Raw genomic sequence first — 19,798 nt, 5'->3', positions numbered from 1 at the left:
TAAATCCCCTCACCACAAAAGCTCGCTCCTGCAAGGGTCCAGGGATGAATTAACCCACAGGGCTAGAAGCATGCCGCAACCGTTCATATTCCGCACCGTCGACCTGGATGGCCAGACCCTCCGCACGGCGGTGCGCCCCGGCAAGCCTCACTTGACGCCCTTGCTGATTTTCAACGGCATCGGCGCCAACCTGGAGCTGGTGTTTCCGTTCGTCGCAGCGCTGGACCCGGACCTCGAAGTCATCGCCTTCGACGTGCCCGGAGTTGGCGGTTCATCGACGCCCAATCGTCCATATCGCTTCCCAGGCCTGGCAAAGCTCACGGCACGCATGCTCGACTACCTTGATTATGGGCGAGTCAACGTGATCGGCGTGTCTTGGGGTGGCGCCCTGGCGCAACAGTTCGCCTATGACTATCCAGAGCGATGCAAGAAGCTGGTCCTGGCAGCGACAGCCGCGGGTACGGTGATGGTGCCGGGCAAGCCGAAAGTCTTGTGGATGATGGCCAGCCCACGACGGTACATCCAGCCATCCCACGTGATCCGCATTGCGCCGATGATCTACGGCGGCGCGTTCCGTCGCGACCCGACGCTGGCTGCAAGCCATGCGGCAAAGGTCCGTTCGGCGGGCAAGCTCGGTTACTACTGGCAACTGTTCGCCGGCTTGGGCTGGACCAGCATCCACTGGCTGCACAAGATCAATCAGCCGACCCTGGTGCTGGCCGGCGACGACGATCCCTTGATCCCGTTGGTCAACATGCGCTTGCTGGCCTGGCGGATTCCCAATGCCCAGTTGCACATCATCGATGACGGCCATCTGTTCTTGATCACCCGGGCCGAAGCAGTGGCACCGATCATCATGAAGTTCCTTGAAGAGGAGCGCCAGCGGGCGGTGATGCACCCGCATCCGGCGCCACTGGGTGGCTGAGCGGCTCATTTCTTGTATGGCAAAGAGGAGGTGGCAGGACATCGCACCGCGCAACAACCTGCTACAGCGTCTATGGTGTTCTGGTTCGGTGTTTTGTATTTGGCCTGAAGACGAAGGAGTGTTGAGTCATGCGCGATAAACCTGCGAGGGAGTCACTACCCACTCCCGCCAAGTTCATCAACGCACAAAGTGCGATTACCGGCCTGCGTGGCCGGGATCTGGTTTCGACTTTGCGCAGTGTTGCCGCCCATGGCCTGCGCCACCCCGTGCACACCGCGCGACACGCCTTGAAACTGGGTAGCCAACTGGGTCGCGTGTTGCTGGGTGACACTCTGCATCCCACCAACCCGCAAGACCGTCGCTTCGACGACCCGGCGTGGAGTCTCAATCCCTTTTATCGTCGCAGCCTGCAGGCGTACCTGAGCTGGCAGAAGCAGGTCAGGAGCTGGATCGACGAAAGCAACATGAGCCCGGATGACCGCGCCCGTGCGCACTTCGCGTTCGCCCTGCTCAACGATGCAATGTCGCCGTCCAACAGCCTGCTCAATCCACTGGCGATCAAGGAAATCTTCAACTCCGGCGGCAACAGCCTGGTGCGCGGGATCGGCCATCTGGTCGATGACCTCTTGCACAACGATGGCTTGCCCCGGCAAGTCACCAAGCATGCATTCGAGGTTGGCAAGACCGTCGCCACCACCACCGGCGCCGTGGTGTTTCGCAACGAGCTGCTGGAGCTGATCCAATACAAGCCGATGAGCGAAAAGCAGTATTCCAAACCGCTGCTGGTGGTGCCGCCACAGATCAACAAGTACTACATTTTTGACCTCAGCCCCCATAACAGCTTCGTCCAGTTCGCGCTCAAGAACGGCCTGCAAACCTTCGTCATCAGTTGGCGCAATCCGGATGTACGTCACCGCGAATGGGGCCTGTCGAGCTACGTTGAAGCGGTGGAAGAAGCCATGAATGTCTGCCGGGCAATCACCGGCGCGCGCGAGGTCAACCTGATGGGCGCCTGCGCTGGCGGGCTGACCATTGCTGCCCTGCAGGGCCACTTGCAAGCCAAGCGACAGCTGCGCCGCGTCTCCAGCGCGACGTACCTGGTGAGCCTGCTCGACAGCCAACTGGACAGCCCGGCCACCCTCTTCGCCGACGAACAGACCCTGGAAGCCGCCAAGCGCCGCTCCTACCAGAAAGGTGTACTGGACGGCCGCGACATGGCCAAGGTTTTCGCCTGGATGCGCCCCAACGATTTGATCTGGAGCTACTTCGTCAACAATTACCTGATGGGCAAGGAGCCGCCGGCATTCGACATTCTCTACTGGAACAATGACAACACACGCCTGCCGGCCGCCCTGCATGGTGACTTGCTGGACTTCTTCAAGCACAACCCGCTGAGCCACCCGGGTGGCCTGGAAGTGTGCGGCACACCGATCGACTTGCAGAAGGTTACCGTCGACAGCTTCAGCGTGGCCGGCATCAACGACCACATCACGCCGTGGGACGCGGTGTATCGCTCAACCCTGTTGCTCGGTGGCGAGCGCCGCTTTGTCCTGGCCAACAGCGGTCACGTGCAGAGCATTCTCAACCCGCCGAACAATCCCAAAGCCAACTACCTCGAAGGCACAAAACTGAGCAGCGACCCCAGGGCCTGGTACTACGACGCCAAGCCCGTCGACGGTAGCTGGTGGACGCAATGGCTGGGCTGGATTCAGGAGCGCTCGGGCGCAAAAAAAGAAACGCACATGGCCCTCGGCAATCAGAATTATCCACCGATGGAGGCGGCGCCCGGGACTTACGTGCGCGTGCGCTGATGTTCAACGACCGCGGCCTTTAACGGCCGAGGCATGACCCGATCATAAGAAGACTGGATGAAAACCCGCGAACGGATACTCGAATGTGCCCTGCAGTTGTTCAATGAGAAGGGCGAACCGAATGTTTCCACCATGGAAGTCGCCAACGAAATGGGCATCAGCCCGGGCAATCTGTATTACCACTTCCATGGCAAGGAGCCGCTGATTCTCGGCCTGTTCGAACGTTTCCAGGCCGAGTTGTCCCCGTTGCTCGATCCTCCGGCCGACGTCGAACTGGCTCCTGAGGATTACTGGCTGTTCCTGCACCTGATCGTCGAACGCTTGTCACACTATCGCTTTCTGTTTCAGGACCTGTCGAATCTGGCCGGGCGCCTGCCGAAACTGGCCAAGGGTATTCGCAACCTGCTCAATGCGCTCAAGCGCACGCTCGCGTCGCTGCTGGCTCGATTGAAGGCCTTGGGGCAATTGGTCAGCGACACCCAGGCGCTGGGGCAGCTGGTGGAGCAGATCACCCTGACGCTGCTGTTCTCACTGGACTATCAGCGGATTCTGGGCCGTGAAGGCGAAGTTCGATTGGTGGTCTACCAGATCATGATGCTGGTGGCGCCGCATCTGTTGCCGTCGATCAAGGCGGCGACTGAGCAGATGGCGCTGCAGTATCTGGAGGAACACTAAGATCAAAAGATCGCAGCCTGCGGCAGCTCCTACACAGGATCGCGTTTTACTGTAGGAGCTGCCGCAGGCTGCGATCTTTTCAAGCCTTCAAACAAAAACGCCCGACCTTGGCAGGCCGGGCGTTTTTTTGAGCCCTGAACTATCAGGACTGACTGGTTGGCGTCGATGGAGCTGGCGCGGCAGTCTGGGTTACAGCAGGGGTCGGCGCGGCAGCGGAATTCGAAGTGCTTGTCACAGCTGCCGAAGTCACCGGGGTTGCCGGCTTGGCGGTAGCCTCTGCTGGTTTGGCTGCGGCAGCTTTTGGAGCCGCCGGTTTTTTCACCGCTGGTTTCTTCGCTGCAGCAGGTTTTGCCGCTGGCTTGGCTGCCGGTTTAGCGGCAGCGGTTTTCGCTGCAGGCTTGGCTGCGGTTTTGGCAGCCGGTTTAGCGGCTGGTTTGGCCGCTGATTTTGCAGCTGGCTTGGCGGCGGCTGGCTTGGCGGCAGCAGTTTTTGCAGCCGGTTTGGCCGCCGCTTTGGCCAATGGCTTGGCTGCGGTTTTGGCAGCCGGTTTGGCGGCTGGTTTGGCTGCCGCGGTTTTCGCCGCAACAGGCGCAACCTTGGCACCGGTAAGTTTTTCGATTTGCTTGGTCAGGGTATCGACCTTGCTGTGCAGTGCCTTGACTTCATTGCGGCTCGGCACGCCCAGGCGCGAAATGGCGCTGTTCAGGCGCTTGTCGAAAGCTCCTTCCAGCTCATCCCACTTGCCCAGTGCACGATCTTTTACGCCGCTGATGCGCGACTTGGCCGACGATGCGGAGTCCTTGGCGGCGTCGACAGTCTTGCCAACAGCGCTCTTGGTCAGCTTCTCGGCTTTCTCGCCGTCCTTAACCAGCGAGTCGAAGAGTTTGCTGCCGTCAGTGTCGATCTTCGAGTACACGCCTAAACCAGCCAGCCAGATTTTGCGGGAGTAGTCTTCGACTTTTCCGATCCACGAGCTGCTTTCTTTTTCGGTGTTCTTTTTACCAGCCATCCCGTTCTCCTTAAGATTTACGCGCGACGCGTTCGAGCAGTGCCGTCAGCTCATCGAGCTTGGCAGAGAGTGTCTCAACGTCATGTTTAGACGGAATGCCGATGCGATTCAAGGTACTTGCGACACGCGTGTCGAACGCTCTCTCGACTTTGTCGAGCTGAACTTCGACCTTGCCTTTGAAAGTACTCACTTCACTCTTGGCTTCATCGATCTCGGCGTTGGCAGCTTCAAGCTTCTGGGCAACTGCTTTTTTGCCTTTGGTTTCAACTGCTTGCCCAGCCTTGATCAGCTCTTGAAAGTACTCGCTACCCTCTTGGCCGACCTTGGTGTAGGCACCCAGGCCTGCCAGCCAGATCTTGCGGGCATACGATTTGACGTCATGCAGAGCGGTCGTCGATGCGTCGATTTTTTTCTTCAAAATAACTTTGGCCATGGTGCACCTCACGCGCAGAAGGTTTGAGGAACTGCCCGGATAAGTGTCGGGCTCCGGCACAAAGTAGGGAGAAAAATTAGAAACGGCACCCTAACAACTGACATGAACCTTTGAACACATCACAAACAAATGTGGGAGCGGGCTTGCTCGCGAATGCGTTCGTTCAGTTGACTGTGATATTGACTGACACGACGCATTCGCGAGCAAGCCCGCTCCCACACCGACCGCATTTCACAATAAGAACCGGGTCAGACCAACGCTTTATCCAGCGCCTTTTCGATTTCCGCTTTGATCATGCCGCTCATGGCCGACATCATCAGGCCCAACTCCACTTCGACCCTGATCGAGTCGTCACTGACGTGCACCGCGCCTTTCACACCGGAGCGCTTGAGGTTCAAGGTATCGCCAGACCACTGCGGTTCCAGGCCATACTGATCGGAGAGTTTCTGCGCCAGCTTGTCGGCCTTCTCGCGAGCCGCTTCCTTACCCAGGCCATGGGCACGTTCAACACTGATATGGGCCATCAAATGACTCCTGCTTTATGGATGCGTTCCTGAGGCATCTTGACCTCTGCTGCGTCAAAACGTCCCGATGGTTGCCCATCTTACCTTCAGCCTTGCCAAGACAAAGCATGCCTTGGGGATTAGAATGTCGCGCATTCTCTTTTGGTGACAGCGATATGACTGATCAGCGCAAAGGCAACGATGCCGAACCCACCACACACTTCGGCTTCAAAAACGTTCCGGAAAGCCAGAAAGCGGAAAAAGTCGCTGAGGTTTTCCACTCCGTAGCCGCCAAGTACGACCTGATGAACGACCTCCTGTCGGGCGGCATGCACCGCCTGTGGAAGCGTTTCGCGATCGAGTTGTCGGGCGTGCGCACCGGTAACCGGGTGCTGGACATCGCCGGCGGCACGGGTGACCTGACCCGCAAGTTCTCGCACCTCGTTGGCCCGACTGGCCAGGTGGTGCTGGCCGACATCAACGAATCCATGCTCAAGGTCGGTCGTGACCGCCTGCTGGATCTGGGCGTGGCCGGCAACGTCGAATTCGTCCAGGCCGATGCGGAAAAACTGCCGTTCCCGGACAACCACTTCGACTGCGTGACCATCGCCTTCGGCCTGCGCAACGTCACGCACAAGGAAGACGCACTGCGTTCGATGCTGCGCGTGCTCAAGCCTGGCGGTCGCCTGCTGGTGCTGGAATTCTCCAAGCCGACCAACGCGCTGATGTCCAAGGCCTACGACGCCTACTCGTTCGCCTTCATGCCGCTGATGGGCAAGCTGATCACCAACGACTCGGAAAGCTATCGCTACCTGGCCGAATCGATCCGCATGCACCCGAACCAGGAAACCCTGAAGTCGATGATGGTCGAGGCCGGCTTCGACCGCGTGACCTATCACAACATGACCGCAGGCATCGTCGCCCTGCACCGTGGCATCAAGCCCTGATGCTGCTCGCCGGCCTGCTCGCCAGCGTTGAGCTCGGTCTGAACCGGGTGCTTCGCCTCGACAGCACGGCACTGCCACGGCTGGCACATTTGGCCGGCAAAGTGATTGCCGTCGACTGCCGCAGCCCGGCGTTGCAAGTGTTCATCCTGCCCAGCGATGAGGGCCTGATGCTCGCCTCCCATTGGGAAACCGGTGCCGATTGCACCTTGCGCGCACCGGCCTCGAGCCTGCTAAAGCTGGCGATGAGCAAGGACAAGACGGCGGTGCTGCATGCACCCGAAGTCGAGCTCGACGGCGACAGCGGTGTATTGCTGGAACTGGCGGCGATCCTCCAGGACCTCGAGCTGGATTGGGAGTACGAACTCTCGCGCTGGCTCGGCCCTGTCGCCACGCAACTGGTCGGCGGTCACCTGCGCAGCCGCGCCCGCTGGTACCAGCAAGGGTTCGCCAGCCTCGGCCAGAACCTGGGCGAATACCTGGCCGAAGAATCACGCACCCTCGTCGGGCAGCGCGAAGCCGAAGCCCGATTCAGTGAACTGGACCAGATCAAACTCGATCTGGAACGTCTCGAGGCGCGTTTCGAGCGCCTTTCCCGATCCCTCGACCCAAGCGATAACGCATGAAGCTGCTTGCCGTCCGCCGTTTGTTGCGCATCCAGCGCGTCGTGATCCGCTACCGCCTCGATGACCTGCTGTTCGCCCTCCCGCTGCCCTGGTTTCTCCTGGTGCTGCGTTACGCCTTGCCGTGGCGCTGGTTCCCGCGCAAGACGCTGGACTTGAGTCGTGGCGCACGATTGCGCCTGGCGTTGCAGGACCTGGGGCCGATTTTCATCAAGTTCGGGCAGATCCTGTCCACCCGCCGCGACCTACTGCCCGAAGACATCGCCGATGAGCTGATGATGCTGCAGGACCGCGTGCCGCCGTTCGACTCGCAAGTGTCGGTCAATCTGATCGAAGAGCAGCTGGGCAAGAAAATCAGCGAAGTGTTCAGCCGCTTCGACGTCGAACCACTGGCCTCGGCGTCGGTGGCCCAGGTGCACGCTGCGCAGTTGAAAACCGGCGAGGAAGTCGTGGTCAAGGTGATCCGGCCGGGCCTCAAACCAGTGATCGCGCAAGATCTGGCGTGGTTGTTCATCCTCGCCCGCGCCGCCGAAAAACTCTCGGCCGATGCGCGCCTGCTGCACCCGGTGGATGTAGTCCAGGACTACGAAAAAACCATCTACGACGAGCTCGACCTGCTGCGCGAAGCGGCCAACGCCAGCCAGCTCAAGCGAAACTTCGAGGGTTCGCCGCTGCTGTACGTACCACAAGTCTATTGGGACTGGTGCCGGCCGAAAGTGCTGGTGATGGAGCGCATCTACGGCATCCAGGTGACCGACCTCGCGACCCTGGCGGACCAACGCACCGACATGAAAATGCTCGCCGAACGCGGTGTGGAGATCTTCTTCACCCAAGTGTTTCGCGACAGCTTCTTCCATGCCGACATGCACCCCGGCAACATCTTCGTCAGCACGGTGCAGCCGTGGAGCCCGCAATACATCGCGATCGACTGCGGTATTGTCGGCAGCCTTACCCCCCAGGACCAGGATTACCTGGCGCGCAACCTGTTCGCGTTCTTCAAGCGCGATTACCGGCGAGTGGCACAGCTGCACATCGATTCGGGCTGGGTGCCGGCGGAAACCAAACTCAACGAATTCGAAGCGGCGATCCGGACGGTCTGCGAACCGATCTTCGAAAAACCGTTAAAAGATATTTCCTTCGGCCAAGTGCTGATGCGCCTGTTCCAGACAGCTCGTCGCTTCAACATGGAAGTGCAGCCGCAACTTGTCCTGCTGCAAAAAACCCTGTTGAACATCGAAGGATTGGGCCGTCAGCTGTACCCGGACCTCGACCTGTGGAACACCGCGCAACCCTTCCTCGAGCGCTGGATGCGTGACCGCGTCAGCCCCAAAGCCTTGTTTGGCAACGTGCAATCCCAGATCGAACAGATTCCGCACCTGGCCAATATGACCCGTGACCTGCTCGAACGCCTGTCCCAGCCCCATGCCAACGATCCGCCGCCACCCTGGCATCGACGCCGCGACGACTGGTTCCTGCGCCTGCTCGGTACGGCCCATCTGGCCGGTGGCGCGATCCTCGCCGCAGGCGGGCCATTGAACGATCTGGCCTATTGGCCAGCGGGCATCATGATGGCGGTCGGCTTGTATCTGGTCGTTCGCCGATAGCCAGTTGTGCTGCGCACTGGCACACTGTTTCAACGTTGAGCCCGACTAATGATGTGACGGGCTTGCTGTCGGAGTCGAAGATGAAAAACTGGCTGGACGAGATCAAATGGGACGCCGACGGCCTGGTGCCGGCGATTGCCCAGGACCACAAGACCGGGCGCGTCCTGATGATGGCCTGGATGAACCGCGAAGCACTGGAACTGACGGCTGCCGAGAACCGCGCCATCTACTGGTCGCGCTCGCGCGGCAAGCTGTGGCGCAAGGGCGAAGAGTCCGGTCATGTGCAGACCCTGCATGAGATGCGGCTGGACTGCGACGCCGACGTGATCATCCTGATGGTCGAGCAGATTGGCGACATTGCCTGTCATACCGGGCGCCAGAGCTGCTTCTACCGTGTTTTCGAGAACGGTGACTGGACGACTGTCGACCCGGTCCTGAAAGATCCGCACGCCATCTATTGCGCAGGACACAAACATGAGTGACACGTTGACCCGTCTGGCCCAGGTGCTGGAAGAGCGCAAAGGCGCCGCCGCCGACAGCTCGTACGTCGCCAGCCTGTACCACAAGGGCTTGAACAAGATTCTGGAAAAAGTCGGCGAAGAGTCAGTCGAGACCATCATTGCCGCCAAGGACGCCGCCATCAGCGGCGACTGCAGCGATGTGATCTACGAAACCGCCGATTTATGGTTCCACAGCATGGTCATGCTCGCCCAATTGGGGCAGCATCCCCAGGCTGTACTCGATGAACTGGACCGTCGCTTCGGTCTGTCCGGACACGCCGAGAAAGCCTCGCGCCCGTCCGCCTGAATAACTATTAGAGAGGAGCAGCAGCATGGGCATTTTTGACTGGAAACACTGGATCGTCATCCTGGTTGTCGTGGTACTGGTATTCGGCACCAAGAAACTGAAAAACCTCGGCACCGACGTTGGCGAGTCGATCAAGGGCTTTCGCAAGGCCATGAACGACGACGAAAAGCCGGCCGATCCGACAGCGACTCCGGCTCAACCGGTGCCACCGGTCCAGCCACAGGCCTCTGTGAACCAGCCGCACACCATCGACGTGCAGGCGCAGAAAGTCGAAGAGCCGATCCGCAAAGACTCGTGAGCACTGACTAATGTTTGGTATCAGCTTCTCTGAACTGCTGCTCGTCGGCCTCGTCGCCCTGCTGGTGCTGGGCCCCGAGCGCCTGCCGGGCGCTGCGCGTACCGCCGGCCTGTGGGTCGGGCGCCTCAAGCGCAGCTTCAATGCAATCAAACAGGAAGTTGAACGTGAGATCGGTGCCGACGAGATTCGTCGGCAACTGCACAACGAGCACATCCTGTCGCTTGAGCAGGAGGCCCGCAAGATCTTCTCGCCGACCCAGCAGCAACCGACACCTGTCGAGCCTGCAGCGTCGTCGACGATCCATGCGCCTGTCGTTGAATCTGCGCCAGTCGAAGCTGTACCTGTCGCAACAATGCCGGTCGAACCCGTTGCACCTGCGGCGGCGCCCGTTGCGCCGGCCCCTCAAGACCCAACATTGCCGCCGCGAGCCCCATGAGCGATCTTCCTGAAAACGACCAGCACATGCCGCTGGTTTCGCACCTCACCGAGTTGCGTACCCGTCTGCTACGCTGCGTAGCGGCGATCTTCATCATCTTTGCCGGGCTGTTCGCCTTTACCCAGCAAATCTACACCTTCGTCTCGACACCGCTGCGGGCCTACCTGCCAGCCGGTGCGACGATGATTGCCACGGATGTGTCGTCGCCGTTCCTGACGCCACTGAAGCTGACCATGATGGTGTCGCTGTTCCTGGCGATTCCGGTGATCCTGCACCAGATCTGGGGCTTCATCGCACCGGGCCTGTACAAGCATGAGAAACGCATCGCCGTGCCCTTGCTGTGTTCGAGCATCGTGCTGTTCTACGCCGGCATGGCGTTCGCCTATTTCCTGGTGTTCCCGCTGATTTTCAAATTCTTCGCCGCCGCCACCCCGGCCGGCGTGGAAATGATGACGGACATCACCAGCTACCTCGATTTCGTCATGACGCTGTTCTTCGCCTTCGGCGTGGCGTTCGAAATCCCGGTGGCCGTGGTGCTGCTGGTGTGGATCGGCGTGGTCGACGTCAAGTACCTGAAGAAGATCCGCCCGTACGTGATCATCGGCTGCTTCGTGGTCGGCATGATCCTTACCCCGCCGGACATTTTCTCGCAGACCCTGCTGGCGGTACCGATGTGGCTGCTGTTCGAGATCGGCATCCTGTTTGGCAGCCTGATCAGCAAGCGTGGCGAGCATCCGGACGACCAGCCTGCCGACGATAACAACGACCAGCCGCCAGCGACCCAACCGTGAACCTGTTGCTCCTTGAAGAGGCCGACTTCATTGCGGCCGACCGGGTGGTCCTGCGTGATCGGCGGTTGACCCACATGCAGGAAGTCCACCGCTGTGAAGTGGGTGACAGCATGCGGGTCGGCCGCATCGGCGGCTTGATGGGCTCGGCCGAGGTGTTGCGCCTGGACGCCAACGAGGCGGAACTGCGCGTCACCCTCGACCAGTCCCCACCCGCCAAGCTGCCGTTGACCCTGGTCCTGGCCCTGCCGCGGCCCAAGATGCTGCGCAGGGTGTTCCAGACCGTCGCGGCCATGGGAGTGCCACGGGTCGTGCTGGTGAACAGCTATCGCGTCGAGAAGAGTTTCTGGCAGACACCGTTCCTGGAGCCCGAGGCCATTCGCGAGCAATTGATCCTGGGACTCGAACAGGCCAGGGACAGCGTGCTGCCGCAAGTCGTGATCGAGAAACGCTTCAAGCCGTTCGTCGAAGATCGCCTGCCTGCCATTACCGAGGGCACTCTCGGCCTGGTTGGTCATCCAGGCCAATACCCGCCCTGCCCCCGCGCCCTCACCGAGCCCGTGACCCTGGCCATCGGCCCGGAAGGTGGCTGGATTCCCTACGAAATCGACTTGCTGGGCAAGTCCGGCCTGCAACCGGTGCAGTTGGGCGAGCGCATCCTGCGCGTGGAAACTGCCGTTACCGCGCTGCTCGCCCGGCTCTTCTAACCCAACACCGCCACCCTGCAGGAGCGAGCATGCTCGCGATGGACATCAGAGCGCCGTAGGGTATCAGGCAGCCAGCGTCATCGTTCACGACCTTCGCGAGCATGCTCGCTCCTACAGGATTCCCTCCGCCTGCCGATATACCTCCCATGAAACCAATGTTTGCTTCGGGAGAGTTGCAGCATGTACCAATCGCTAGCCGATAAACTGGGGAACGTAAGCGTAAACCGCAAGCTGGGCGTCGGCTTCGGTCTTGTGCTGCTGCTGACGATGCTGATCACCTTCACGGGCTGGACCGGCCTGAGCGACGTCACCCGTCGCGGTGATACGCTGGGGTTCATTTCCGATATCAACGGGATGACCAAAGACCTGCGCATCGCCCGCCTGGATTACGAAATGCGCCGTGGCGAACAAGGCCCCGGCGCCGTCAATGATTTGCTGGGCAAGCTCGACACCAGCCTGCAAGCGGCTCGCCGGATGATCGAGCAACCCGGCGACGTAGCCATGGTCGACCAGCAATTGGCCGCCGTCAGCCTGTACAAGCAAGCCTTCGCATCCATGACCCAGATCAGCGCCAGTCGCGAAGATGCTCGCAGCAAATTGGGCGCCACCGCCGACAATGCCGTGGCCAAAGTCGCCGAAGTCGAACAATCCCTACTGCAAGGCGACAGCGTGGCGCAGTTCAATAGCGTGATCGACTTGAGCAAATTGATCCAGCAAGCGCGCTTTCAGGTGCGTGGTTACACCTACAGCGGAAAGGCTGAGGCAGAACAGCCAGCGCTGGACGCCATCGACAACGCGCTGAAACATCTGCAAAGCCTGCCGTCGAAGCTGCCAGAACAACACATCGCTAACTTGCAGCAAGCAACAGACTCGCTCAGGGCCTACCGCGCCGCGGTCATCCAATACCACGATTCCCAGACCGCCAGCGCCGATGCATTCAAACATATGGCTGCCCAAGGCGAGATTCTGCTCGACGTCAGCAAGAAGCTCACCGCCTCGCAAACCCTGGTGCGCGATACCGACGTAGCGCACGCCAAGAACATGCTGTTGCTGGCCACCCTCCTGGCCCTGGTCATTGGCCTGTTTGCCGCCTGGGCCATCACCCGGCAGATCGTGATTCCGCTGAACCAGACCCTCAAGGCGGCCGAACGCATCGCTGCCGGTGACCTGACCCACAACCTGGTGTCCCGTCGCCAAGATGAACTGGGCCAACTGCAGCGCGCCATTCAGAGCATGACCCAAGGCCTGCGCGAATTGATCGGCGGCATCAGCGACGGCGTCACGCAGATCGCCAGCGCCGCCGAGGAACTGTCGGCCGTCACCGAACAGACCAGCGCCGGGGTCAACAGCCAGAAGGTCGAGACCGATCAGGTGGCGACCGCCATGAACGAGATGACCGCAACGGTGCAGGAAGTCGCACGCAACGCCGAGGAAGCCTCGGAGGCCGCCGTAGCCGCCGACCAACAGGCCCGCGAAGGTGACAAGGTAGTCGGTGAGGCCATCGCCCAGATCGAGCGCCTGGCCACGCAAGTGGGTCATTCCACCGAAGCCATGGGCGAGCTCAAGCGCGAAAGCGACAAGATCGGCAGCGTGCTCGACGTGATCAAGTCCGTCGCCCAGCAAACCAACCTGCTGGCGCTCAACGCGGCTATTGAAGCCGCCCGTGCCGGTGAGGCCGGACGTGGTTTTGCGGTGGTCGCCGATGAAGTACGCAGCCTCGCCCAGCGCACCCAGAAGTCCACTGAGGAAATCGAAGAGCTGATCGTTGGCCTGCAAAGCGGCACTCAGCAAGTCGCCAACATCATGGACAATAGCCGCAACCTGACCGACAGCAGCGTAGAGCTGACTCGCCGCGCCGGCGGCTCGCTGGCCAACATCACCCGCACCGTCTCAGCCATTCAGGCAATGAACCAACAAATCGCCGCTGCCGCTGAAGAGCAAAGCGCCGTGGCCGAAGAAATCAACCGTAGCGTGCTGAACGTACGCGATGTTTCGGAACAGACCTCGGCTGCCAGTGAAGAGACCGCCGCCTCCAGTGTTGAGCTGGCGCGGTTGGGGACTCATCTGCAGATGTTGGTAGGCAGATTCAGAGTTTAAACGGTGATACGGATGCCTCGGTTTATTTGAAACCGAGGCTCTGCCTACAATCGAAAAATCAGTACAGTTTAATCTTTATTTAAGTACTATTCCCCTAACAGTTCTGCTAGTGGTCAATGGGGTTTGACCTGTGCATTAATCAATCCTGTTGCTCCCCCGACAGGAACCCACCATGTCTCTCCCAGCGCAAACTCTAGAAGTTCAAACATCTCGCTCTTTTTTGCTCCCACCTACTGTGACCGACACAGTAGATGGAACTTTGAACTTCAATAACTTGATAAGCCCCCCAATAGTCAGCGTTGCACCCTGGGTTGGAATTAATAGCCAATCAAAACTATGGATGCATTGCGAATGCATCTACGCCAACGGACGCCCTTGCATTATTGAGCTGGCAGAGGCTGTACCAGTGAGCACCTCGCCTGACGCACAGGCGTTCTCCTGCGAACTACCACTAGACGAGCTCTCGAAGCTGGCCGACAACACTACCATTACAATAATCCTGATGGTGAGTAGCGATGGCACACTGGAGAAACAATCTCTCAACAGCGTTCGCTACAGCCTAATGTTTCAACACCCTATAATCCTGACCAATTACAGTCGTTGGATGACAGACATTGGCTCAAACCTTGAACACTTGAAAATACATGACCTGATATTACTCCAAGCCCATAATGCTGGCGTCGACCAAGTAGGCGCTGGGTGGCCGGCTGATCAGTGGGCTGCCTGCCAGGATGACTCTTTTACCTATCAACTGCGTAACGGTGTTCGAGCTCTTGACCTGCGCTTATATCGCCAAAGCCAGGAGATGGACACCCATAGAGAATTCAGATTTGAACACTCAAACTATCACGCCAATCGCTATCTGAACGATTGTATTCATGGAGTTTTAGAGTTCGCAGAACAAAACCCAGGGGAAATCGTGATACTCGGCTTCCACGACGTACAATTAGACGGTAGAGAGTCACACGCCGCCTTCATTATAAACTTGGTACTCGGTAGGCGCTGCATTCCCCCAACGGCAAAAGACCTGACAATTGGTCAAATCCGCAGCCGATTCCCTGGCAGAAACGTCATTATTGCCTGGAACTATTCAGATTCCCTTTGCTGGCCACCCGTTCATCAGACCTGGACCGGCGAAGACTTGAATAGCGACAGGGATCTTTATAACCATATAATTCGCACCATGGCCGAGCCGCCGCAGGATCGGCTATGGTCGATATTCGCCGCTGGCTACGATTTATTGGGACCTATACGCTTTGGGCCCAGCGCTTTACATTGGGATTCTTTCTTTAACAGTGTGGGTTCTGACCGCTATCGGCAGCCCAGCAAAGGGAATATGATCAACGTTGATTTCTTCGCTGGAACAGGCGTAGTTGATCGATGCATCAACGCCACGCGAACGAGAGCGAATAAGGCCAGTCTAACCCCCCCCACGGGTCTGACAGCGAGCAATATAACAACCGACTCAATTCGTTTGAGGTGGGGCCCTCCTCAAGACAACGAAACAGTTAATCATTACGCATTCTTCCTGAATGATGAACTCGTTCACTGGGAAAACGTCATGGAGTATACGTTCAAAGGATTAAAGGCTGGGGTACCTTACCGGCTCCAGGTAGTAGCAGTTTTCAACTCCGGCAAAGGTGCTGCAGCTGAAATCACTGTAGGGATACCAGACACCATAAAACCCACTCCACCGACCGATCTCCACTTCGTTTTTTTTGGCGAGGCCAATCTTGCCCGCCTTCAATGGACCGCTTCGACTGACAACGTGGCAGTCATCGGCTATCAGGTTTACCGCGACGGCTCGCCGTTCGGAGAAATAACCCAACAAACGTCTACCCTAATCGAGGTTGTCACCAACCAGTCGTACAAAGTCCGAGCGCTGGATGCCGCCGGAAACTTCGCCGACTCCACCTCGCTGACAGTGCCAGTAGACAAAATCCCCCCCAGCAAACCCACCAACCTTCGCGCTCCCACAATCACCGTCAACTCCGTCAGCCTGGAGTGGTATCCATCCAGTGATAATGTCGCGGTTATCGGCTATCGGATCTACCGCAACGGCACACCGATCAACCCGCTTATTGTCGACACCCGTTACACCGATCATGGTCTTGCCGAAGCTACCCACTATATTTACAAGGTGCGTGCGCTGGATGCCGGCGGAAACTTTGCCGAATCCGACCCGTTGCCGGTCACTACACTAGACAAGACTGCACCTTCCAAGCCAACCAACCTCGAAATCATAACTCATGCAGGCAAAAGCGCTCTCCTCTGGCGCCCGTCAACTGATAACGTCAAGGTCATCGGCTATGAGGTTTATCGAAACGGAAATCTACTCGACATAACCGAAGGTACGCTTCTTTTCCCTATCGACGTGACCCAACCCTCTCGGTTCCAGGTGCGCGCAATGGATGCTGCCGGAAACGGTACCTACTCGGACGTGCTGGTATCCAAAGACGATCAGCCACCCAGCAAACCCGGCAATCTGCGAGCCACCAGCATCACCAATAACTCCGCCACCCTGGAGTGGACTGCATCCAGTGATAACGTTGGGGTTACCGGCTATGAGATCTTCCGTGGTAACAATAGGATCGACACTGCGAACGGCACCCGCTTCGTTGTCAACGGCTTGAGCCCAGGTACACCCTATGTTTTCAAGGTGCGGGCGATGGATGCCGCCGGCAACGGTACCGACTCCGATCCGCTGCCAGTCACCACCACCAAACCAGACACGACAGCGCCCTCCAAACCCACTAACTTGAGAGCCACCACTATCACCGACACCTCTGCCACTCTGGAGTGGAATGCATCCAGTGATAACGTCGGGGTTACCGGCTATGAGATCTTCCGTGGCAACAATAGGATCGACACTGCGAACGGCACCCGCATCGTTGTCACCGGCTTGAGCAAAAATACACCCTATGTATTCAAGGTGCGCGCGATGGATGCCGCCGGAAACGGTACCTATTCCGATCCGCTACCACTCACCACGCTTGCGGGCAATGGCCCGACCAATCTGACGTTCGAACGGTCCAGCGACATTGTCGGACTTCTCAAATGGGAACCTCCCGTTGATAGTAGCGGCGTCACCGGTTATCAGCTTTCACGAGATCGAAACATCCTCGGAGATCTTCCCGATACCTACTACCTGTTCCTTAATTTGACGCCCGGTGTAACGCACTTGTTCGAGGTGCGAGCGAACCGCAATGGAAGGTATTCGGATGCTGTCCAGATTAGTGGCTGATCTGGAATTACCGACAGCAAGCTCCTGCGCCCACAGAGTCTTCGTCCAGTTGTAGATTCTGTGGGCAGGAGGCGCCCAAGCGTTTTGCTGCGTGACGTACAACGCTAGATCAAACCGGCTCACAACACCTGGCGTAAAAACGCCTGCGCCCGTGGATCCTTCGGAGCATCGAAGAACTCCGCTGGCGAGGCGTCTTCCAACAACTTGCCATGATCGAAGAACAACACCCGATCCGCCACTTCCCGCGCAAAGCCCATCTCGTGGGTCACGCAGACCATGGTCATGCCTTCCACAGCCAGCGTCTTCATGACATCCAGCACTTCGCCAACCATTTCCGGATCGAGCGCCGAGGTCGGCTCGTCGAATAGCATCACCTTCGGTTCCATCGCCAGCGCCCGGGCAATCGCTACCCGCTGTTGCTGGCCGCCGGACAGCCGCGACGGAAATTCGTTGGCTTTCTGTGCAATACCGACCTTTTCGAGCAGCACCATGGCCTTGGCCTCGCGCTCCTTCTTGCCGCGCTTGCGCACGACTTTCTGCGCCAGGCACAGGTTTTCCAGCACGGTCATGTGCGGGAACAGGTTGAAATGCTGGAATACCATGCCAACTTCACGGCGGTAGGCGTTCACGTCGGTTTTCGGATCGGCCAGTTGCAGGCCGTCGATGCTCACTGAACCGGAATCGAACTCTTCCAGGCCATTAAGGCAACGCAAGAAGGTCGACTTGCCGGAACCGGACGGACCGATCACCACCAGTACTTCACCCTTGGCGACGGTCGTGCTGACGTTGTCCACCGCGCGCACCACTTGGCCGCGGGTGTCGTAGATTTTTACCAGATCGCGGACTTCAATCACTTTGCGCGAGCCTCCGCTCAAGCCTGCTGGCGATTTTCGACAGCGGCAGGTTGATCAACAGGTACAGGCCGGCGACGCAGAACAGGATTTCGAACGGCGAGAACGAGGTGGTGATGACTTCACGACCGCTTTTGAGCAGTTCGGTAATCGCGATCACCGACACCAGCGACGTGTCTTTCACCAGACTGATGAACTGACCGGCCAGCGGCGGCAGTACGCGCTTGAACGCTTGCGGCAGCACCACATGACGCATCGACTGGCCAGCATTCAAGCCCAGCGAGCGCGCGGCTTCGTTCTGGCCACGGGCGATCGACTGCACGCCGGAGCGGATGATCTCTGCGACGTAGGCGCCGGTGAACAGCGACAGCGCGGCGATCCCGGCGAATTCCCGGGACAGGTTCATTACGGTACCGATGAAGAAGTAGAAAATGAAAATCTGCACCAACAGCGGTGTACCGCGCACCAGTTCGACGTAGATGGTCGAGAGGTCGCGCAGGGTCGGGTTATTCGACAGCCGACACAGGCCCGTCGCCAAGCCAATCAACAGGCCGAGCACGCCGGACACCACCGACAGCCACAACGTGGTCCAGAGGCCCCACAACAGCGGTCCGGCGGCCCAGTGGCGGGTAACACCAATCACATCGCCTTCGGCCACATCATCGCCTTGGGCGACTTGCAGGCTGTTTTCGTCGACGGTCAGATGTTGTTCGTCCCCTGCGTCATTGCGCAGCGTGACCTCAGCTTTATCGCCCTTGCGCACTAACTCGCTGACGGTGGAGATGTCGGCGGCGCGCTGGGATTCTTCGGCGTGGTAGGCAAAGTACTGCGGTACGCGGTTCCAGCGCCATTCGTACGACATCAGCGAGGTGGCGTAATACAACGCGCCAGCCAGGCCGATCAGCACCAGCACGGTCAGGACGTGCCAGGGCCATTGGGCTTTTTTCTGTTTCATTGGGTATGCAGGTTCCGGATTCTGTGTCGCCAGGGAGGCCGCCATCGCCGGCAAGCCGGCTCCTACAGTTGATTTGGGTGAATACAACAGGTGTGTCCGACGCTAATCCTGTAGGAGCCGGCTTGCTGGCGTTGACGCGACTCGGTCTGAGGCCTTACTCCATATCCTTGAGCCAAGCGGTGTCTTTGAACCACTTGTCATGGATGCGATCGTAGGTGCCGTCTTCGTGGATCTGGTGCAGGAAGTTGTTGATGAAGTTGATGCTGTCGTAGTCACCCTTCTTCAGGCCGAAGGCCAGCGGCTCGTAGGTGAACGGCTTGTCGAGGAACACCAGCTTGCCGTTGCCGACCTTGTTCACCGCCACAACGTTGTAAGGGGCGTCGTAGATAAAGGCGTCGGCCTTGCCATTGACCACGTCGAGCACAGCTTCCTGTTCGTTGTCGTAGCCGTGGTACTTGGCTTTGGCAATCAGCTTTTTGGCGACCATCTCGCCGGTGGTGCCGAGCTTGGAGGTGATGCGGTAGTCGGCGGTGTTCAGGTCTTTGTAGGACTTGATGGTGCCTTCCAGCTCCTTGCGGATCAGCAGGGTCTGGCCGACCACGATAAACGGTTCACTGAAGTTCAGGCGCAGGTTGCGCTCCTGGGTCAGGGTCATGCCACTGCCGATCATGTCGAACTTGTCGGTCAGCAGGGCCGGGATGATGCCGTCGTAGCCGGTGGACACCAGCTCCAGCTTGACGCCCATGGCCTTGGACATGGCTTTGAGGATGTCGACTTCGAAACCGATGATCTCGCCGCGCTTGTTGGTCATTTCGAACGGCATGTAAGTCGGGTCCATGCCGACTTTCAACGTGCCGCGCTTGACCGCGTCATCAATGGCACCGGCCTGCGCCGCGCTGACTGCAACCAATGCCATGACGCTGACCAGCAGCATCGACAGATACTTCTTCATCTTCAAGTCCCCAAAACCATTGCGTTTGCGGCACGAAATCGACAGTTTTTCCTGAGAAAACCGATAGATACGGACACAAAACGGTCCGGGCGCACCAATTCGGGGAGGGATGCTAACGCACCTGTCCAATTGCACA

At 58.8% G+C, this 19,798-nt stretch carries 20 protein-coding genes and 1 pseudogene; 15 read left to right on the top strand and 6 right to left on the bottom strand.

Annotation, left to right across the window (positions count from 1 at the left end):
* The first annotated feature begins 70 nt into the window (after positions 1-70).
* The 3 genes from phaZ (at position 71) to CGA21_RS15705 (ending at position 3,411) form a co-directional block, all read left to right on the top strand.
* Positions 71-925: a poly(3-hydroxyalkanoate) depolymerase gene (gene phaZ, locus CGA21_RS15715; RefSeq protein ID WP_110754735.1), complete on the top strand. Its 855-nt coding sequence runs from the start codon at positions 71-73 to the stop codon at positions 923-925.
* Positions 926-1,053: 128 nt separating this feature from the next.
* The gene (gene phaC, locus CGA21_RS15710; protein ID WP_110754737.1) at positions 1,054-2,736 is read left to right on the top strand and encodes a class II poly(R)-hydroxyalkanoic acid synthase; all 1,683 of its coding nucleotides are present in this window, start codon (positions 1,054-1,056) and stop codon (positions 2,734-2,736) included.
* A gap of 57 nt (positions 2,737-2,793) precedes the next feature.
* Entirely contained in the window at positions 2,794-3,411 is a 618-nt protein-coding gene (locus CGA21_RS15705; protein WP_110754739.1) for a TetR/AcrR family transcriptional regulator, read from the top strand.
* 142 nt (positions 3,412-3,553) lie between these two features.
* Here CGA21_RS15705 and CGA21_RS15700 read toward each other — a convergent pair whose 3' ends face one another.
* The 3 genes from CGA21_RS15700 to CGA21_RS15690 all read right to left on the bottom strand — a co-directional run bounded on the left by CGA21_RS15700 (position 3,554) and on the right by CGA21_RS15690 (position 5,377).
* Complete coding sequence (locus CGA21_RS15700) at positions 3,554-4,420, bottom strand: phasin family protein (RefSeq protein ID WP_188264549.1); 867 nt, start codon at positions 4,418-4,420, stop codon at positions 3,554-3,556.
* 10 nt (positions 4,421-4,430) lie between these two features.
* On the bottom strand, positions 4,431-4,853 hold the full coding sequence (locus tag CGA21_RS15695) for a phasin family protein (RefSeq protein WP_110754743.1): 423 nt from the start codon (positions 4,851-4,853) through the stop codon (positions 4,431-4,433).
* 248 nt (positions 4,854-5,101) lie between these two features.
* Positions 5,102-5,377, bottom strand: a complete 276-nt coding sequence (locus CGA21_RS15690; protein WP_110754745.1) for a polyhydroxyalkanoic acid system family protein — start codon at positions 5,375-5,377, stop codon at positions 5,102-5,104.
* Positions 5,378-5,532: 155 nt separating this feature from the next.
* Between CGA21_RS15690 and ubiE the strand changes: the two genes are divergently transcribed.
* From ubiE to CGA21_RS15635, 12 genes and pseudogenes are all read left to right on the top strand, one after another.
* Positions 5,533-6,303, top strand: a complete 771-nt coding sequence (gene ubiE / locus CGA21_RS15685; protein ID WP_033045331.1) for a bifunctional demethylmenaquinone methyltransferase/2-methoxy-6-polyprenyl-1,4-benzoquinol methylase UbiE — start codon at positions 5,533-5,535, stop codon at positions 6,301-6,303.
* Positions 6,303-6,926: an SCP2 domain-containing protein gene (locus CGA21_RS15680; RefSeq protein ID WP_110754747.1), complete on the top strand. Its 624-nt coding sequence runs from the start codon at positions 6,303-6,305 to the stop codon at positions 6,924-6,926. Before ubiE ends, CGA21_RS15680 begins: the two co-directional genes overlap by 1 nt.
* Entirely contained in the window at positions 6,923-8,527 is a 1,605-nt protein-coding gene (ubiB, locus tag CGA21_RS15675; protein ID WP_020801015.1) for a ubiquinone biosynthesis regulatory protein kinase UbiB, read from the top strand. The genes CGA21_RS15680 and ubiB overlap by 4 nt, the downstream gene beginning before the upstream one ends.
* An 80-nt stretch (positions 8,528-8,607) precedes the next feature.
* Positions 8,608-9,009, top strand: a complete 402-nt coding sequence (gene hisI, locus CGA21_RS15670) for a phosphoribosyl-AMP cyclohydrolase (protein WP_033045332.1) — start codon at positions 8,608-8,610, stop codon at positions 9,007-9,009.
* On the top strand, positions 9,002-9,334 hold the full coding sequence (locus CGA21_RS15665) for a phosphoribosyl-ATP diphosphatase (RefSeq protein ID WP_007899279.1): 333 nt from the start codon (positions 9,002-9,004) through the stop codon (positions 9,332-9,334). The genes hisI and CGA21_RS15665 overlap by 8 nt, the downstream gene beginning before the upstream one ends.
* A 25-nt stretch (positions 9,335-9,359) precedes the next feature.
* Positions 9,360-9,632, top strand: coding sequence for a twin-arginine translocase TatA/TatE family subunit (locus CGA21_RS15660; protein ID WP_110754750.1), 273 nt, complete (start codon positions 9,360-9,362; stop codon positions 9,630-9,632).
* 10 nt (positions 9,633-9,642) lie between these two features.
* Complete coding sequence (gene tatB / locus CGA21_RS15655) at positions 9,643-10,068, top strand: Sec-independent protein translocase protein TatB (protein WP_110754752.1); 426 nt, start codon at positions 9,643-9,645, stop codon at positions 10,066-10,068.
* Positions 10,065-10,859, top strand: a complete 795-nt coding sequence (gene tatC / locus CGA21_RS15650) for a twin-arginine translocase subunit TatC (protein ID WP_008058092.1) — start codon at positions 10,065-10,067, stop codon at positions 10,857-10,859. Before tatB ends, tatC begins: the two co-directional genes overlap by 4 nt.
* Positions 10,856-11,563 (top strand): 16S rRNA (uracil(1498)-N(3))-methyltransferase, encoded by a 708-nt coding sequence (locus tag CGA21_RS15645; RefSeq protein WP_110754754.1) that lies wholly within the window; start codon positions 10,856-10,858, stop codon positions 11,561-11,563. Before tatC ends, CGA21_RS15645 begins: the two co-directional genes overlap by 4 nt.
* Before the next feature lie 180 nt (positions 11,564-11,743).
* Positions 11,744-12,805, top strand: a pseudogene (locus CGA21_RS30415) (methyl-accepting chemotaxis protein); the annotation flags it as partial.
* Positions 12,797-13,660, top strand: a complete 864-nt coding sequence (locus CGA21_RS30410; protein ID WP_411157074.1) for a methyl-accepting chemotaxis protein — start codon at positions 12,797-12,799, stop codon at positions 13,658-13,660. The pseudogene CGA21_RS30415 and the gene CGA21_RS30410, both read left to right, overlap by 9 nt.
* 172 nt (positions 13,661-13,832) lie before the next feature.
* On the top strand, positions 13,833-16,904 hold the full coding sequence (locus CGA21_RS15635) for a fibronectin type III domain-containing protein (RefSeq protein WP_188264548.1): 3,072 nt from the start codon (positions 13,833-13,835) through the stop codon (positions 16,902-16,904).
* Positions 16,905-17,023: 119 nt separating this feature from the next.
* On the opposite strand, the gene CGA21_RS15630 is transcribed toward CGA21_RS15635, so the two are convergent.
* The 3 genes from CGA21_RS15630 to CGA21_RS15620 all read right to left on the bottom strand — a co-directional run bounded on the left by CGA21_RS15630 (position 17,024) and on the right by CGA21_RS15620 (position 19,662).
* A complete protein-coding gene (locus CGA21_RS15630; protein ID WP_188264547.1) occupies positions 17,024-17,758 on the bottom strand; it encodes an amino acid ABC transporter ATP-binding protein in 735 nt (244 codons plus the stop codon).
* Complete coding sequence (locus tag CGA21_RS15625) at positions 17,751-18,710, bottom strand: amino acid ABC transporter permease (protein WP_110754764.1); 960 nt, start codon at positions 18,708-18,710, stop codon at positions 17,751-17,753. Before CGA21_RS15625 ends, CGA21_RS15630 begins: the two co-directional genes overlap by 8 nt.
* A gap of 154 nt (positions 18,711-18,864) precedes the next feature.
* Positions 18,865-19,662 carry a transporter substrate-binding domain-containing protein gene (locus tag CGA21_RS15620; RefSeq protein WP_110754762.1) on the bottom strand — a complete coding sequence of 266 codons (798 nt, stop codon included), beginning with the start codon at positions 19,660-19,662 and terminating at the stop codon, positions 18,865-18,867.
* Between the last annotated feature and the right edge of the window lie 136 nt (positions 19,663-19,798).

It is taken from the genome of Pseudomonas sp. PSB11, from assembly GCF_014596605.1.
In the GTDB taxonomy this organism is placed as follows: Bacteria; Pseudomonadota; Gammaproteobacteria; order Pseudomonadales; family Pseudomonadaceae; genus Aquipseudomonas; species Aquipseudomonas umsongensis.
The sequence above is the reverse complement of the archived record's forward strand: the minus strand, read 5'-3'. Positions and strand labels throughout refer to the sequence as shown.